Origin of the sequence: Bradyrhizobium sp. STM 3809 (genome assembly GCF_000239795.1) — a bacterium.
GTDB lineage: Bacteria > Pseudomonadota > Alphaproteobacteria > Rhizobiales > Xanthobacteraceae > Bradyrhizobium.
On the sequence record NZ_CAFJ01000216.1, the window covers coordinates 1 to 14,913 of the forward strand.

Sequence of the window (14,913 nt, forward strand, 5' to 3'; positions counted from 1 at the left end):
ACAAGCCCGGCCATGACGACGTGGAGAGTGACGAGCGCAAAACTCCGATCGCCCTATGCGATCGCCCTGCCCCTTCAAGGGAGGGTGACGGGGCTCTCCTCCGAGCTGCGGAATCGCGAATGGATGTCAGCTGTTCGATGAGAGCATGGCCGCCGCGCACGATGCCGCGGCTCGTCGACGTCAGAGTGGACGAACCATCCGGATGCCAACAGCAATCGCGCGGCAACACAACACGAGTCACTCTTCGCTGGCGAGTGCCTCAGCGCCGCCCGCTGGCGGTCGCCGGGGCGGCGGCGGGCGCGGGCTGCGACGCCTGGGCGTTGCTCGGGCTCGAGTTGCTGGCGCCGAACAGGACGCGGGTCGGGTTGCGGTCGAAATTGTTCACTGCGCGGCTGATGTCGGACAAGGTCCGGCGTCCATCGGCCATCAGCGCCCCCGAACGCTTGTCGAAATCCTCGGCGAGTTCGCGGATGGACTTCACGGTCAGGAACAGTTCGCCGCCCTCCTTGCCGCCGGCCAGCGTGTTCAGGCCGAGCATCAAGGTGTCCGCCTTGCCCATGATGCCGTCGACCCGACTCATGACGCCGTCGATACGCTCGGAGTTGCGGGCCAGCGACTGGGTGAAGACCTCGAGGTTCTTGATCGAGCTCTTCACGGCCTCCTGGTTGTCGGCCACCACCTTGTTGATGTTCTGCAAGGTGGCGCGGATCGCCTCGGTGACGTCCTGCAGCCGGGTCGGGTCCGCGCGCAGCACCGGCACGCCATCCTCGTCGAGCGGCGGCGGCGGCGCGGCCTCCTCGCCGCCCTTCAGCGAGATCGCGGCGACGCCGGTGAGGCCCTGGAATTCCAGGCCGACCAGGGTGTCCTTGCGGATCGGCGCATTGTTCTCGACCATCGCCAGCGCCACCACGCGGCGCGGATTGTCGAGCTTCACCGAGATGACCTCGCCGACCCTGATACCATTGAAATTGACACTGCCGCCGTTGCGCAGGCCCGCCGCCGGTCCTTCGAACACGACCCTGAGCGGGCTGCGCTGCTTGGTGGTGTGCAGGCTCTGGAACCACAGGACGAACCCGACCGCCGCGGCGAGCACGGCCAGCGTGAACGATCCGATCAGGACGTAATTCGCCCGCGTTTCCATTACCAACTCCGGTACCGGCACGTCGCGGCGACCGATATCCGGCCGCCTCCGTGCGCTCTCGGTTGGCGCCGGATCGCGGCACCCACCCCATCAGCTTTGTCGCAGGAGTCCCCGCTCCCGCTCACAAAAATTCATCCCCGGGGGCGCTTGACGCTACCCCATCACGGCGCGGGCACGCTTGCCGTGGAAATACTGCCGGAGCCAAGGATGCTCCGAGGCCTGCATGTCGGCCATCGATCCCGCGGCAATGATCTTGCCGTTGCCGAGCACCGCGATGCGGTCGCAGGCCGTGTAAAGGCTGTCGAGATCATGAGTTACCATGAAAACCGTCAGCCCCAAAGTCCGCTGCAGGGTGCGCACCAGTTCGTCGAAATCGCCGGCGCCGATCGGGTCGAGCCCGGAGGTCGGCTCGTCGAGAAACACCAGCTCCGGATCGAGCGCCAGCGCCCGCGCCAAGGCGACGCGCTTGATCATGCCGCCGGACAATTCGCTCGGGAAACGATCCGCAACATCGGGGCGCAATCCGACCATCACCAGCTTGGCGACCATGATCTCGTCGAGCAGCCGCTGCGAGACCTTCAGATATTCCCGTACCGGGAACTGGATGTTCTGCCGCACCGTGAGCGAGGAGAACAGCGCGCCCTGCTGGAACAGCACGCCCCAGCGCCGCTCGACGGCGCGGCGGCCGGCGCGGTCGGCGGCGTCCAGGTCGACGCCGAACACCTCGATGTTGCCCGACAGCTTCGGCACGAGACCGATGATGGTGCGGGTCAGCACCGACTTGCCGGCGCCGGACGGACCGACGAAGCCGAGGATCTCGCCGCGCTTGACGTCGAGGTCGAGGCCATCGAGCACGCGCGTCTTGCCGAACTGCACGGTGACGTCGCGCACGCGGATGATCGGATCGGACACGGCCTGGATCATCTCAGCTCACATCCCGACCGCTGCGAAGAAGATCGCGAACACGCCGTCCATCACGATGACGAAGAAGATGCCCTTCACGACCGAGGACGTGGTGTGACGCCCGAGCGACTCGGCACTGCCCTGTACGGCGAGGCCCTCGACGCAGGCGACGATGCCGATGACAGCGGCCATCACCGGCGCCTTCAGGAGACCGACGGTGAAATGATCGATCGAGATCGCATCGCGCAGCCGCAGCAGGAAGGCTTCCGGGTCGACGCCGCCATAGAACCAGGCCACCAGGCCGCCGCCATACAGCGCAGCGATGTCGCCGAGAAACGACAGGATCGGCAGCGCGATGACCAGCGCCAGCATGCGCGGCAGGATCAGCACCTCGATCGGATCGAAGCCCATGGTGCGCAGCGCGTCGATCTCCTCGCGCATCTTCATCGAGCCGAGCTCGGCCGTGTAGGCGCTGCCCGACCGGCCGGCAATCATGATCGCGACCAAGAGCACGCCGATCTCGCGCAGCACCAGCACGCCGAGCATGTCGACGACGAAGATGTCGGCGCCGAACCGGCGGAAATGGAAGATGCCCTGCTGGGCGATGATGCAGCCGATCAGGAAGGTGATCAGCACGATGATCGGCACCGCGCGCCAGCACACCTGCTCCAGGTGATGGATGGTCGAGGTCAGGCGGAAGCTGCGCGGATGGATCAGCACGCGGCCGCTGGCGACGATCACCGCACCGAGCATGTCGATCAGCGCGGCCACCGTGCCGACGACACCGGCGACGCTGCGGCCGATCTGCCCGATCATGCCGGTGATGGTCACGTTCGTCGCATCGTCACCGGGGGCGAGGCTGACGCGGCGGACCTCATCGACCAGGCTCGCGTAGTTGGCCGACAGGCCGTCGATCCTGGCCTCGACGGTTCCGGTCGTGAAGCTGCGGCGCATCCGTTCGATCAGCCAGGCGCCGAACGTATCGAGCTTGGAGACCTGCGACACGTCGATCGAGACGTTGCCGGCCTTGCCGGCCAGCTTCTCGGCATCGGCCACGAGGCGTTCGAGCGCCGGCGCAAAGGGCGCGGTCCAGGCGCCGGTCGCACGCAGCGCCAGCGCATTGCCTTCACTGCTGCGTTGCAGATCAGGGCTGCCCGTCACGACGACCAGCCTCGGAGCTGATATCCGCCCCCTGACGAGAAAAATCCCACCGCGTCGCCACCACCTTGCCGGAGCCCCCTATCAACAGCCATAGTCGCCTCCGTCGCGCAAGTCCTAAGACGCCTCATTCCGGTTCACAAATCGCCAGACTTTCAAATGACTTCCAACGGTTTTCCAATACTGGACGCCCAGATCGGCCACTGGCCGATCTCCGGCAGCTTCACGATCAGCCGCGGCGCCAAGACCGAAGCGGTGACGGTGATCGCGGAGCTGCGACAGGACGGCGTCGTTGGTCGCGGCGAATGCGTGCCCTATCCGCGCTATGGCGAAACGCCCGAGGGGGCGCTGAGCGCCCTGCTCGCGATGCGCGACGCCATCGCCTCCGGGCTCGATCGCGACGCGTTGCAGGCGGCGATGCCGCCCGGTGCCGCGCGCAATGCGCTGGATTGCGCGATGCACGACCTCGCGGCCAAGCGCGGCCGCCGGCGCATCTGGGACCTGCTCGGCCGCCGCGCGCCGGAGCCCTGCGTCACCGCCTACACGATTTCGCTCGCCGCGCCCGACATCATGGCCAAGGCCGCGGCCAAGGCGGCGCACCGGCCGCTGCTCAAGATCAAGCTCGGCGGCGACGGGGATCCGGCGCGGATCGCGGCGGTGCGTACGGCCGCGCCGCAATCGCAACTCATCGTCGATGCCAATGAATCCTGGACCGAGGCCAATCTCGAAGCCAACCTCGCCGCCTGCGCGGATGCCGGCGTCACCCTCGTCGAGCAGCCGCTTCCTGCCGGAAAAGACGAGGCGCTTGCCAGCATGACGCGTCCACTCGCGGTCTGCGCCGACGAGAGCGTGCACGACCGCAATTCGCTCGATGGACTGCGCGGACGCTACGACGCCGTCAACATCAAGCTCGACAAGACCGGCGGGCTGACCGAGGCGCTGGCGATGGCGGATGCCGCCCGCGCGCTCGGCTTCGACATCATGGTCGGCTGCATGGTGGGGACGTCGCTCTCGATGGCGCCGGCGATGCTGCTGACGCCGCTCGCCCGCTACGTCGACCTGGACGGTCCGCTGCTGCTGGCCGAGGACTGTGCGCACGGGCTGTACTACGAGGACAGCCTGGTCTATCCGCCCGATCCGGCCTTGTGGGGCTGAGGCGACAGCCCGGCCCGGGCGAGCCACATCAGCGCGCCGCCGAGGCCGGCCATCAGAGCCATGACGTAGTAGACGCCCGGTCCATAGGCTGCGTACAGCGGCCCCGACAGGATCGAGGCCGCCGAGCCGACCACGCCGCTGGCCGCGGAATAATAGCCCTGCCCGCGCGCCGTCAGGTGCGCCGGCACCTCGCGCACCAGCAGCCCCATCGTGCCGACGAGCGTGAGCCCGAATGTGAAGCCATGGCTGATCTGGACCGCCGCGAGCCCCGCTGCATGCGGCTCCTGGGCCGTCAACGTCCAGCGCAGCACCGCCGCGATGGCGCCGATCACCACCAGGATCGCCGGTGACAGCGTGAAGCGCGGCGATAGGGCGAACAGGATGATCTCGGCGAGCACGCCCATGGTCCAGAGCCAGGCAATGGTGAGACCGCTGAGCCCCTGCTCTTTCCACTCGATGGCGGAAAACGTGTAGTAGGCGGCGTGGCTGCCCTGGATCAGGGCCGACGCGGCGATGATGCACAGGAAGCGCGGATTGCCGAGCAGGCTGCGGCCATCCTGGACCGGGCCCGTGCTGCGCGGCAATGGCGGCAGCGGCTCCAGCAAAAGCCCGCTCGCGGCCCCGCAAAGCGCGAGCGAGACGATGATCCAGATCAGCTGCGGCGCCGGAACGACGTCTGCCAGGCCGCCGCACAGCAGCGTCCCGACGATGAAGGCGGCCGATCCCCACAACCTCAGGCGGCCGTAGTTGAGGCCATAGCTCATGACGCCGCGCAGTGCATAGGCATCCGTCAGCGGCACGACCGGCGTCCACAGACTGCAGAGTGCGACATAAACCAGGAAGACGAGCCAGGGCTGATGTTGAAGGGCGAGAACGGCAAAGCCTGACGCAGTTGCGAACGTCGTCAGCCGCAACGCCCCGCGCAACGCCTGACGACGCTCGGCGAGTGCGGTGATCAGCGGCAGGACGGTGAAGCGGGTGACGGCGGGAACTGCAATGATGATGCCGATCCAGGAGGCATCCAGCCCGATGGCCCGTAGCCACACGGGAAAGAACGGCAGATGGGTGCCCGACAGCGCGAACACGGCGCCATAGAACAGCCCCAACCTCCCCGCGAATCGGCGCGACAATACCTTCGATGTGGTGGAGATTTGTCGGGACAGTGGCATCAATTCAATTGCGATTCGATCGATATCATGGTGATCGTTATGCCAACGCGCAGCAATTTGCGCGATGGGTCTGTCGTGGTCTGTCATGGTCGATGAAGTCTTCGCCCTTTCGCCGATTTCTGCCCGTGCGGCTCAGCCGAACGAGGCCGATTACGAGGCGATCCGCGATGCCTTCATGGAGACCGCACGCGGCCGCTGGTTCCTGGGCGAGTATGCCAAGCGCAACCGCAACGCCGACACCAGCATGGTGCTCGATGCCGTGGCGCGCATCGAGCACGCGCTGGCCTCGCAGCGGCAGCAGCAGCAGGAGTTCGATCAGGCCGACGGCAAGGCGCTGCCGGAAGCGCTGGCTGTGATCCGCGCCGCGGTCGAGGACGCCGCCCTGGCGGCAGCCACGGCGGTCGACAGCCTCGCCCTCGAGCAGAACCTCGCCCCGGTGCGCAAGGGCACCCGGATCATCAAGGAAATTTCCTGGCGCTGGCGCGAGATCGGCGCCGACTCCCGGATCTGCGACCTGATCGACTCGCAGGTGATCTCGATCGAGGCCGCCTGCGACCAGCTCGCGAGCGCAGACCCCAAGGCTGCGCTGCTCGCGGCGTTCGAGATCATCAAGACACGGCTGACGGAGCTGGACCAAGGAAGGCCTGCGGACGAGAGGCAAACACCGGTCGCGGCCGCAATGGACGAGAGCGCGGCTGCTGCGCCGCAGCCCACCGCAGCACCAGCCCCCAGCGCCGAGGCGCCGCCGCAGGCGCAAGAGCCGGAGACCGCGCACTCCCCCGAGCCGCATGTCCAGCCGGCGTTTGCGTCCAACAGTCAGCTCGTTGCGGCCGTGGCCGCGATCGAGGAGATTGAGAGTTTGTCGGCGGCGACGGATGTCATCGTCGCAGAGGTGACCACGGCAAGCGAGACGGGCGCGGCCGATCCCGTGCCGGTTCCGTCCACGGCGCCGGCCGATATCCGTCCCGAGCCCTCCGTTGCCGAGGCCCTGGTCGAGATCGAGCAGCAGGCCCTGGTCGACGCCGAGGACGCAGCAGCCGCGGAGGCGGAGGACGAAGCGATCCTGGAGCTGGTCGCAGCCGAAATGGGCGCACCCGACCCGATCGAGGATGAGGAGTTCAGCCGCGCGCGAACGCTCGGCTTCGATATCGAAGAGCCGAGCTCGGTCGACGACGACATCGTTGCGAGTTTCAGCGAGCCCACCCCATCGGACTCCGAGCTCGCACTGACCACCGCCGAAGCACCTCCGGTCAAAGCGCCGCCGGCTCCGGTTGCTCCGCATGTGGCCGTGGCTCCGCCGGTGGCACCGCCGCCGGTCGCCAGTGCTCCCGTTCCGGCGCCGCTCCCGGATTCCATTGCTGCCGAGACGCTGGCTGCCGTGGCCGCAGCAATGGCGGTGGCCCCCCAGCCGCTGCCATCGCCTGAGCCTGCGGAGCTCATGCCCGCCGCGCCTGTGGCTGCAGCCCCCGTCGCAGCTCCGAACACCACCGCCCAAGCGATGCCGAAGCCGACCTACGAGCCCTCGCTCGGATCGACGCTGCTGTCGAACGGTGTTCTGCAGCGCCCGCAGGTGCCAGCCAACGATCCCTTGTCGCCGATCCGTCGCATGACCCAGCCCGAGAAGGTCGCGTTCTTCTCCTGAGCCGGCGCGGCCCGGCTCCGCCGTCGTGTCGGTGCGCCGACGCGACATGAGCTGCTGCCACGCCGAGGTGACCCGGATCACGTACGCCGGCCCATGACCGATCTACCCTGCTCCTCAAGTCATCCGCCTTGCGCATGCTCGAGGAGAACGCCGTGCCCGTTCCGCAATTTCGCGCTCCCAGGTCTCGTTGGACATCCCTGCTGTCATTCGCCCTGCTGGGCTTCGTGACGTGGCTCAGCCTCGGCTCGGCCTCCGCCACCACGAGCGAGATCGACAGCCTGCAGACGCCGCCGCGCGCCCTGGCACCGCCGCCCTCGCCGGCAGCCGACGTGCAGGCCGCCCCGGCGCAGCAGGGGCCCGAGCCGCGCGTCGCGCTCGTCATCGGCAATGGAAGCTATCAGAACGCGCCGCCCCTGGAGAACCCGGACAACGATGCTCACGCCGTCGCGAAGCTGTTGAACTCGGCCGGCTTCGAAGTGATCACGGCGACCGACCTGACGCAGAACGAGATGCTCAAGGTGGTGCAGGATTTTTCGAGCCGAGTCGCTGCCCACGGGCCGAATGCCGTCGCGATGGTGTACTACGCCGGCCACGGTGTTCAGCTCGCCGGCGAGAACTACCTGATCCCGATCGACGCCCGCATCTCGGCGCCCTCGGATCTGACGACGAGCACCGTCCGGCTGGTCGATCTGATGGCCACGCTCGAGGCGGTGCCGAGCCGGCTGCGCATCGTCGTGCTCGACGCCTGCCGCAACAATCCGTTTCCCTCGATCAACGATGCCGGACGCGGACTTGCGATCGTCGATGCCCCGAACGGCTCGATCGTCGGCTACTCGACCTCGCCGGGCGAGGAGGCGCTCGACGGGCGCGGCGAGCACAGCCCCTATACGCAGGCCTTCTTGAATCTGGCGCGCCAGCCGAACCTGCCGATCGAGCAGCTCTTCAAGCGCATTCGCCTGCAGGTGAACCAGACCACCGACGGACGACAGACGCCGTGGGAGAGTTCATCCCTGACCAGCGATTTCACCTTCTTCGGCGATACGCTGGTGGCCGCCGCCCGTCCCGCCGACCATGCGCCTGTCGTGCAGATGGCCGCCGACCTGCCGAGCCGCTCGGTGCGGCAGGCCTATGACTACGTGCTGTCGGAGAACCGCCCGCAATACTATCGCGAGTTCGTCGCGATGTATCCGCGCGATCCGCTCGCCGACCGCATCCGCGCCCTGCTCGCCGGCCTGGTTCAGGCCGCGGCCTGGCACGAGGCGGTGCTGGCGAACTCGCCGTCGGCCTATCAGAGCTTCAGCCAGACCTATGCCGACAGCCCGTATGCGCCGGTCGCGCTGCGGCTGCAGGTCCAGCCGCGCCCGATCCCGCTGTTGCAGCCGAGTCGGCTGCTGGTGCCGCCGCACATGGCACCGCGTCCCTTCAATGCGGGCGACCAGTTGCAGGCGCGTCCGGGCCCGCTGCCGAAATTGCCCACCGCGACGCCGCCGGCAACCAACCTGCCGCCGCGCCAGACGCTGCCGCCTGCGGTCGTCACCAACGGCAAGCCGGTCATCAACACTCCCGCGCCGGGCAAGATCGTCGATCCGCGGCCGGCCGGTCCCAGCAAGATCGGCGACAAGGCCATGCCGCCGACGCCGCCGGCGACCACGAAGATCCAGCGCGATCCGCTGAAGCGCGCGCCCGGCCGTCCCTTCGAGACCCGGGAGGTCCGCCGGCCCTTCCCCGGCAATTCCGGGCCGTTCAAGCCGAACGCCTCGCGTCCGATGCTGACGCGCGGCCCCGGCGCACCGCACCTCGCGCAGACCGGACCACGCGGGGGCGGCGGAGGGTTCGCACGCGGCGGCCTCGGCTTCCACTGAGGCCCCCGGGGTAATCCTCAGGCGATCAGCCTGGCATAGAGATCGGCATCGACATTGCCGCCCGAGAGCACGATCACCACCGTCCGGCCCGCGACGCCCAGCCGGCCGGCCAGCAGCGCCGCCAGCCCGACGGAGCCGCCGGGCTCGACCACGAGCTTCAACTCGCGGAACGCAAAGCCGACCGCGCGGCCGACCTCCTCATCCGACGCCTCGACCGCAGCCGACAGCAGCCGGCTGTTGATGGCGAAGGTGATCTCGCCGGGGATCGCCGCCATCAGCGCGTCGCAGATCGTGCGCCCCTTCGCATCATGAGCCTCGCGATGGCCGGCGCGCAGCGAGCGGGCATGATCGTCGAAGCCCTTGGGCTCGGCGACGACCATCTGGGTCTGCGGATAGCGCGCCTTCACCGCCGTCGAGACGCCCGCCAGCAGGCCGCCTCCGGAGGCGGGAACGACGACGATATCCGGTGACAGCCCGAGCGCCGAAAGGTCCTCGGCGATCTCGCGACCGACGGTGCCCTGCCCGGCGATCACGTAGGGATCGTCATAGGGCGGCACCACCGTCGAGCCGCGCTTGCCGGCGATGTCGCGGGCAATCGCCTCGCGGTCCTCGCGGTCGCGGTCGTACAGCACGACGTCGGCGCCGAACGCCTTGGTGCGCTCGCGCTTCGCCGCCGGCGCATCCGACGGCATCACGATCGTCGCGTGCATGCCGAGCAACGTCGCAGCATGGGCGACGCCCTGCGCATGGTTGCCGGAAGAGAACGCGACGACGCCGTTGGCGCGCGCCGTTTCGGGTATCGAGGCCAGCTTGTTGTAGGCGCCGCGAAACTTGAAGGAGCCGGTCCGCTGCAGCACCTCCGGCTTCACGAACACGTTGGCCTTGAACTGGTCGCTGAGCACCGGAGCCGGCAGCAGCGGGGTCCGCACCGCGACGGGCGCAAGAACCTTGGCCGCCGCGTCGATGTCGGCGGCGGTCACGGGCGGGATCGGGGCATGAGCTGTCATGCCTTGATTTTACCGCGCCCGATCGCCCTGAGGCAAGGGAGCCAGCCCCGATCGACGGCGTCAGGCGGCGCGTGCGGCCAGCTGCGGAACCGGCGCCGGCTGCTTCAGCGGATCGGTCCAGGTCAGGATCTCGAACCGGCCGTCCTCGTGCTCGACCAGCGCCGTGCAGCTTTCGACCCAGTCGCCGCAGTTCATGTAGCGGATGCCGTCCTGATCGCGGATGACGGCACAATGGATGTGGCCGCAGATCACGCCGTCGGCGCCATGGCGCCGCGCCTCGGCCGCCAGCGCAGTCTCGAACGCGCCGATGTAGTTCACGGCGTTCTTGACCTTCTGCTTGGCCCATTGCGACAGCGACCAATAGGGCACGCCGAACATGCGGCGGAAGAAGTTCACCAGACGGTTCATCTGGATCGCGAAGTCATAGGCCTTGTCGCCGAGATGGGCGAGCCAGCGGGCGTTCTGCACGACGAGATCGAAGATGTCGCCGTGAATGACGAGATAGCGCTTTCCGTCGGTTCCGGTGTGGACGATGTTCTCGACCACGTCGATGCCGCCGAAATGCGTGCCGTAATAGCCGCGCAGGAACTCGTCGTGATTGCCGGGGACGTAGACGACCTTGGCGCCCTTGCGGGCCTTGCGGAGCATTTTCTGCACCAGGTCGTTGTGCGACTGCGGCCAGTGCCAGCTCGACTTCAGCGCCCAGCCGTCGATGATGTCGCCGACGAGATAGATCGTGTCGGCATCGTGGTGGCGCAGGAAATCGACGAGGAGATTGGCCTGCGAGCCGCGGGCTCCGAGATGAACGTCGGAGATGAACAACGTCCGAAAGCGCTTCGTCGGGCTTTCTTCACCGGCAGTCTCAAGTCCCATGCGCGCCCACCTAACAGTCCCTGATGACAAGGCGATGACGAGCGTCGCACCGGCAGAACCCATCCTGCCGGGATCGCGACTGACATCGTTCGCATGACGACTCGCGATGTCCTCATCACTGCCCCGCGATACCAGCGGGGTGCGACAATCAGGCGACAAGCGGGCGGCGCATCCAGGGATTTCGGCTGCCTCCTATCTGGGCACGGTGACGACGCGCAGATTGTTGGTGGTGCCGGCCTGCGCGAACGGGATGCCGGCGACGACGACGAGCAGATCGCCCTTGTCGGCAAACTCCTCCTGGGCCGCGAAGAACGTCGCGCGCTCGACCATCTCCTCATAGCTCTGCACATCCTGCGACAACACGCTGTGCGCGCCCCACAACAGGCACATCCGCCGCGAGGTGTCCTCGTTGGGCGTGATCGCGAGGATCGGCAGGCTCGGCCGCTTGCGCGCCACGCGCGAGGCCGAGGTGCCGCTCGACGTGTAGGCCACGATCGCCTTGGCATGAATGGCGGAGGCGAGATCGGCCGCCGCGGTCGCCACCGCATGCGGCGGCGTTTGCTCCTCGTCGGGCTGCGTCGCCTGGATGATCGAGCCGTACATCTTGTGCTTCTCGGTGCTCTTGATGATGCTGTCCATCATCGCCACCGCCTCGCGCGGATATTGCCCGCTGGCCGATTCCGCCGACAGCATCACCGCATCGGCGCCATCGTAGATCGCGGTCGCGACGTCGGAGACTTCCGCGCGCGTCGGCGTCGGCGTCGCCACCATCGAGTCCAGCATCTGCGTCGCGACGATCACCGGCTTCACCGCGAGCCGGCAGGCACGCACCAGTTCCTTCTGCTTGCCCGGCACGTCCTCGTTCGGAATTTCGACACCGAGGTCGCCGCGCGCGACCATGATCGCATCCGACAACTGGATGATGTCGTCGATGCGGTCGAGCGCGGCCGGCTTCTCGATCTTGGACATGATGCCGGCGCGGCCGTTGATCAGCCCCCGCGCCTCGATCACGTCCGACGGCTTCTGCACGAAGGACAGCGCCACCCAGTCGACACCGAGATCGAGGCCGAAAGCGAGATCGGAGCGATCCTTCGCCGTCAGCGGCGACAGCTCCAGGATCGTGCCCGGCAGGTTGACGCCCTTGTGATTGGAGATCGCGCCGCTCACGATCACCTTGGCCTCGATCCAGTCGTTGCCGAGGCCGATGACGCGCACGCGCACGCGACCGTCATCGATCAGAAGATCGTGACCCGGCGCCACCGCGGCGAAGATCTCCGGATGCGGCAGCGGAATCGATGATTTGTCGCCTTCGGTGCCGTTCAGGACAAATCGAATCGTCTCGCCGGCCTCGACCTGGATCTTCTTGTCGCGCAGGGTGCCGACGCGGATCTTAGGCCCCTGCAGATCCATCAGGATGCCGATCGGACGCTGCACGTCCTTCTCCAGCGCGCGGATCGCAGCGTGCACCTTGGCGTGGTCGGCCTGGGTGCCATGGCTGAAATTGAGACGGAACGTATCGACACCAGCGAGGAACAGCGCCTTCAGCATCTCCGGCGAGTTGCTCGCAGGGCCGACGGTAGCAACGATCTTGGCGCGACGGTGACGACGCATGATAGGTGTCCTTTCTCTCCCCAGCCCCCGCCTTTCACGTCTTCATGTCATGCATGTGATTGTCATGCGCTGACGCGGCGGAAGCGCTGGTATACGCTCCGCGGCGTTCATTGCAAGCGGGATGGGCGACACGTTGAGATTGCACACCAGGCGGGCACTCCTCAGACGTTCGAGCCGTGGATCGCGTCGATCACGGCGTCCGTCACCTCCTTTGTCGTCGCCTTGCCGCCGACATCCGGCGTGAGAATGCCGGCCGCGCACACCTTCTCGACGGCGCTCATCAACCTGGCGGCCGCGTCCGCCTCGCCGAGATGCTCGAGCATCTGCGCACCGGTCCAGAACGTCGCGACGGGATTGGCGATGCCCTTGCCGGTGATGTCGAAGGCCGAGCCGTGGATCGGCTCGAACATCGAGGGAAAGCGCCGCTCCGGATCGATGTTGCCGGTGGGCGCGACGCCGAGGCTGCCGGCGAGCGCGCCGGCGAGATCGGAGAGAATATCGGCGTGGAGATTGGTCGCCACGATCGTGTCGAGGCTCTTCGGCTGCAGGGTCATGCGCACGGTCATCGCGTCGACCAGCATCTTGTCCCAGGTCACGTCCGGGAATTCGCGCGCCACTTCGGCTGTGATCTCGTCCCACATCACCATGCCGTGCCGCTGCGCGTTCGACTTGGTGACGACGGTGAGGAATTTGCGCGGCCGCGACTGCGCGAGCTTGAACGCGTAGCGCATGATGCGGGTGACGCCGACGCGGGTGAACACCGCCACCTCGGTGCCGACCTCCTCCGGCAGGCCGCGATGCGCGCGGCCGCCCATCCCGGCATATTCGCCTTCGGAGTTCTCGCGCACGATCACCCAGTCGAGATCGCCGACCCCGACATTGCGCAAAGGTGAGGCGACGCCCGGCAGGATCTTGGTCGGGCGCACATTGGCGTATTGATCGAAGCCCTGGCAGATCGGCAGCCGCAGGCCCCACAGCGTGATGTGGTCGGGGACATCAGGCGCACCGACGGCGCCGAAATAGATCGCGTCGAACGTCTTCAACTCGGCAAGGCCGTCGGCCGGCATCATCACGCCGTGCTTCTTGTAGTAGTCCGAGCCCCAGTCGAAGGTCTTGACGTTGAAGCTGATGTCGCCGGCCCGCTTGGCGAGCGCCTCGAGCACCCGGACGCCGGCGGAAATGACCTCGGGTCCGATGCCGTCGGCGGGGATGGCGGCGATGGAATGGGTGCGCATGGAAGGAACTCCGTGAGAAGGGCAGGACTGCGTGGCCCGCGCGGCCTTGGCTTGTTGAAGTCGCGAAAGCAATGGGAGGCAGCAGTGCCGAGACCACCGGCAGGCTGGATCGGAGCACCGTAGAGGAGAGATCGGGGTGGCTTCAATGCTGGCTTCATTATACAAAAAACTGATATAATCCCGGTTGCCGCACGGGACGCCTTGCTCATGGAACTGCACCAGCTCCGCTGCTTCGTCGCCGCCGCCGAGGAGCTGCATTTTGGCAAGGCGGCGCAGCGGCTGCAGATGCTGCCCTCGGCGCTGGGCCGGCAGATCAAGCTGCTGGAAGAGGACCTCGCGACGCGGCTGTTCGCCCGCACGACGCGCGCGGTGGCGCTGACCGAGGATGGCGGCGCGCTGCTGCGCGATGCCCGCGCGATCCTGGCCCGCGTCGAGGCGGTCGAGACCGGCTTCCGCACCCGCGCCCGCGGCGGCAAGGCGCAGAAGCTGCGCGTCGGCGCCATCGACAGCGCCGCCGCCGGACTGCTCCCGCAGCTGCTGCACGATTTTCGCCAAAGCCATCCCGAGATCGCGGTGCAGCTCATGGAGGAGAAGACCATCCGGCTGCTGCCGAAGATTCTGTCCGGCGCGCTCGATCTTGCGTTCGTCAGGCCGCCGGAGCGCAGTGATGGCCGGTTCGAATTCCGCGCTTTGCTGAGCGAGAGCGCCGTCGTGGCGCTGCCGCAGCGGCACCGGCTGGCGACCCGTGCCTCGGTGTCGCTGGCCGACATCGCCGACCAGCCGCTGATCGTGCCCGACCGGCGGTCGCGGCCGCACAGCCATGATCTGACGGTGAAGCTGTTCGCGCAGGCGGGAGTGGCTCCCAACGTGGTGCAGTTCGCCGACGAGAAGCAGACCATCGTGCATCTCGTCGCCGCCCGGCTCGGCATCGCCATCGTGCCGCGCTGGACCTCGCGGCTCGCGGTGTCCGGCGTACGTTTCGTGCCGCTGCGGCTGAAACGTGGCAGCACCGCCGGGCGGCTGCCGCTCGCAGCGGCCTGGCTGCGCGGCTCGCGCGATCCGGCGCGGGAGGCGATGCTCGGCGTGCTGGAGGCGCGGCTCGCGAAGTACGCGCGTGGAGCCTGAGATGCGGTTGTGCGCGGAAAGACGATGATGCC

Annotated in this window: 12 protein-coding genes; 4 read left to right on the top strand and 8 right to left on the bottom strand. The window is 67.6% G+C overall.

Annotated elements, in window-relative coordinates; translation table 11 throughout:
- Positions 1–259: 259 nt before the first annotated feature.
- The 3 genes from BRAS3809_RS11690 to BRAS3809_RS11700 form a co-directional block, all read right to left on the bottom strand.
- Entirely contained in the window at positions 260–1,141 is an 882-nt protein-coding gene (locus tag BRAS3809_RS11690) for an MlaD family protein (protein WP_008962302.1), read from the bottom strand.
- 153 nt (positions 1,142–1,294) lie between these two features.
- On the bottom strand, positions 1,295–2,065 hold the full coding sequence (locus tag BRAS3809_RS11695) for an ABC transporter ATP-binding protein (protein WP_008962303.1): 771 nt from the start codon (positions 2,063–2,065) through the stop codon (positions 1,295–1,297).
- Between the two features lie 6 nt (positions 2,066–2,071).
- A complete protein-coding gene (locus tag BRAS3809_RS11700) occupies positions 2,072–3,205 on the bottom strand; it encodes an ABC transporter permease (RefSeq protein ID WP_008962304.1) in 1,134 nt (377 codons plus the stop codon).
- A 156-nt stretch (positions 3,206–3,361) separates the two neighbouring features.
- Here BRAS3809_RS11700 and dgcA point away from each other — a divergent pair, with 156 nt between their 5' ends.
- Positions 3,362–4,357, top strand: coding sequence for an N-acetyl-D-Glu racemase DgcA (gene dgcA / locus BRAS3809_RS11705; RefSeq protein ID WP_008962305.1), 996 nt, complete (start codon positions 3,362–3,364; stop codon positions 4,355–4,357).
- On the opposite strand, the gene BRAS3809_RS11710 is transcribed toward dgcA, so the two are convergent.
- The gene (locus tag BRAS3809_RS11710; RefSeq protein ID WP_008962306.1) at positions 4,327–5,526 is read right to left on the bottom strand and encodes an MFS transporter; all 1,200 of its coding nucleotides are present in this window, start codon (positions 5,524–5,526) and stop codon (positions 4,327–4,329) included. The genes dgcA and BRAS3809_RS11710 overlap by 31 nt on opposite strands.
- An 85-nt stretch (positions 5,527–5,611) precedes the next feature.
- Between BRAS3809_RS11710 and BRAS3809_RS11715 the strand changes: the two genes are divergently transcribed.
- Together BRAS3809_RS11715 and BRAS3809_RS11720 are read left to right on the top strand one after the other, a co-directional pair.
- The gene (locus BRAS3809_RS11715; RefSeq protein WP_008962307.1) at positions 5,612–7,168 is read left to right on the top strand and encodes a hypothetical protein; all 1,557 of its coding nucleotides are present in this window, start codon (positions 5,612–5,614) and stop codon (positions 7,166–7,168) included.
- 152 nt (positions 7,169–7,320) lie between these two features.
- Positions 7,321–9,030 (top strand): caspase family protein, encoded by a 1,710-nt coding sequence (locus BRAS3809_RS11720; RefSeq protein WP_008962308.1) that lies wholly within the window; start codon positions 7,321–7,323, stop codon positions 9,028–9,030.
- Positions 9,031–9,047: 17 nt separating this feature from the next.
- On the opposite strand, the gene BRAS3809_RS11725 is transcribed toward BRAS3809_RS11720, so the two are convergent.
- From BRAS3809_RS11725 to BRAS3809_RS11740, 4 genes are all read right to left on the bottom strand, one after another.
- Positions 9,048–10,037 (bottom strand): threonine ammonia-lyase, encoded by a 990-nt coding sequence (locus tag BRAS3809_RS11725; protein WP_035656132.1) that lies wholly within the window; start codon positions 10,035–10,037, stop codon positions 9,048–9,050.
- A 60-nt stretch (positions 10,038–10,097) separates the two neighbouring features.
- Positions 10,098–10,910 carry a UDP-2,3-diacylglucosamine diphosphatase gene (locus BRAS3809_RS11730; protein WP_035656135.1) on the bottom strand — a complete coding sequence of 271 codons (813 nt, stop codon included), beginning with the start codon at positions 10,908–10,910 and terminating at the stop codon, positions 10,098–10,100.
- A gap of 192 nt (positions 10,911–11,102) precedes the next feature.
- Positions 11,103–12,521 carry a pyruvate kinase gene (pyk, locus tag BRAS3809_RS11735; protein ID WP_008962311.1) on the bottom strand — a complete coding sequence of 473 codons (1,419 nt, stop codon included), beginning with the start codon at positions 12,519–12,521 and terminating at the stop codon, positions 11,103–11,105.
- Between the two features lie 161 nt (positions 12,522–12,682).
- Complete coding sequence (locus BRAS3809_RS11740; RefSeq protein WP_008962312.1) at positions 12,683–13,756, bottom strand: tartrate dehydrogenase; 1,074 nt, start codon at positions 13,754–13,756, stop codon at positions 12,683–12,685.
- Positions 13,757–13,963: 207 nt separating this feature from the next.
- On the opposite strand from BRAS3809_RS11740, the gene BRAS3809_RS11745 reads away from it, so the two are divergent.
- Complete coding sequence (locus BRAS3809_RS11745) at positions 13,964–14,881, top strand: LysR family transcriptional regulator (RefSeq protein WP_008962313.1); 918 nt, start codon at positions 13,964–13,966, stop codon at positions 14,879–14,881.
- Positions 14,882–14,913 lie beyond the last annotated feature (32 nt).

What these genes read in the sequence shown, in the direction of transcription:
- BRAS3809_RS11690 (WP_008962302.1), bottom strand. Translation starts at nt 1,141, where the DNA reads ATGGAAACGCGGGCGAATTACGTCCTGATCGGATCGTTCACGCTGGCC.
- BRAS3809_RS11695 (WP_008962303.1), bottom strand. Translation starts at nt 2,065, where the DNA reads ATGATCCAGGCCGTGTCCGATCCGATCATCCGCGTGCGCGACGTCACC.
- dgcA (WP_008962305.1), top strand. Translation starts at nt 3,362, where the DNA reads ATGACTTCCAACGGTTTTCCAATACTGGACGCCCAGATCGGCCACTGG.
- BRAS3809_RS11710 (WP_008962306.1), bottom strand. Translation starts at nt 5,526, where the DNA reads ATGCCACTGTCCCGACAAATCTCCACCACATCGAAGGTATTGTCGCGC.
- BRAS3809_RS11715 (WP_008962307.1), top strand. Translation starts at nt 5,612, where the DNA reads ATGGTCGATGAAGTCTTCGCCCTTTCGCCGATTTCTGCCCGTGCGGCT.
- BRAS3809_RS11725 (WP_035656132.1), bottom strand. Translation starts at nt 10,037, where the DNA reads ATGACAGCTCATGCCCCGATCCCGCCCGTGACCGCCGCCGACATCGAC.
- BRAS3809_RS11730 (WP_035656135.1), bottom strand. Translation starts at nt 10,910, where the DNA reads ATGGGACTTGAGACTGCCGGTGAAGAAAGCCCGACGAAGCGCTTTCGG.
- pyk (WP_008962311.1), bottom strand. Translation starts at nt 12,521, where the DNA reads ATGCGTCGTCACCGTCGCGCCAAGATCGTTGCTACCGTCGGCCCTGCG.
- BRAS3809_RS11740 (WP_008962312.1), bottom strand. Translation starts at nt 13,756, where the DNA reads ATGCGCACCCATTCCATCGCCGCCATCCCCGCCGACGGCATCGGACCC.
- BRAS3809_RS11745 (WP_008962313.1), top strand. Translation starts at nt 13,964, where the DNA reads ATGGAACTGCACCAGCTCCGCTGCTTCGTCGCCGCCGCCGAGGAGCTG.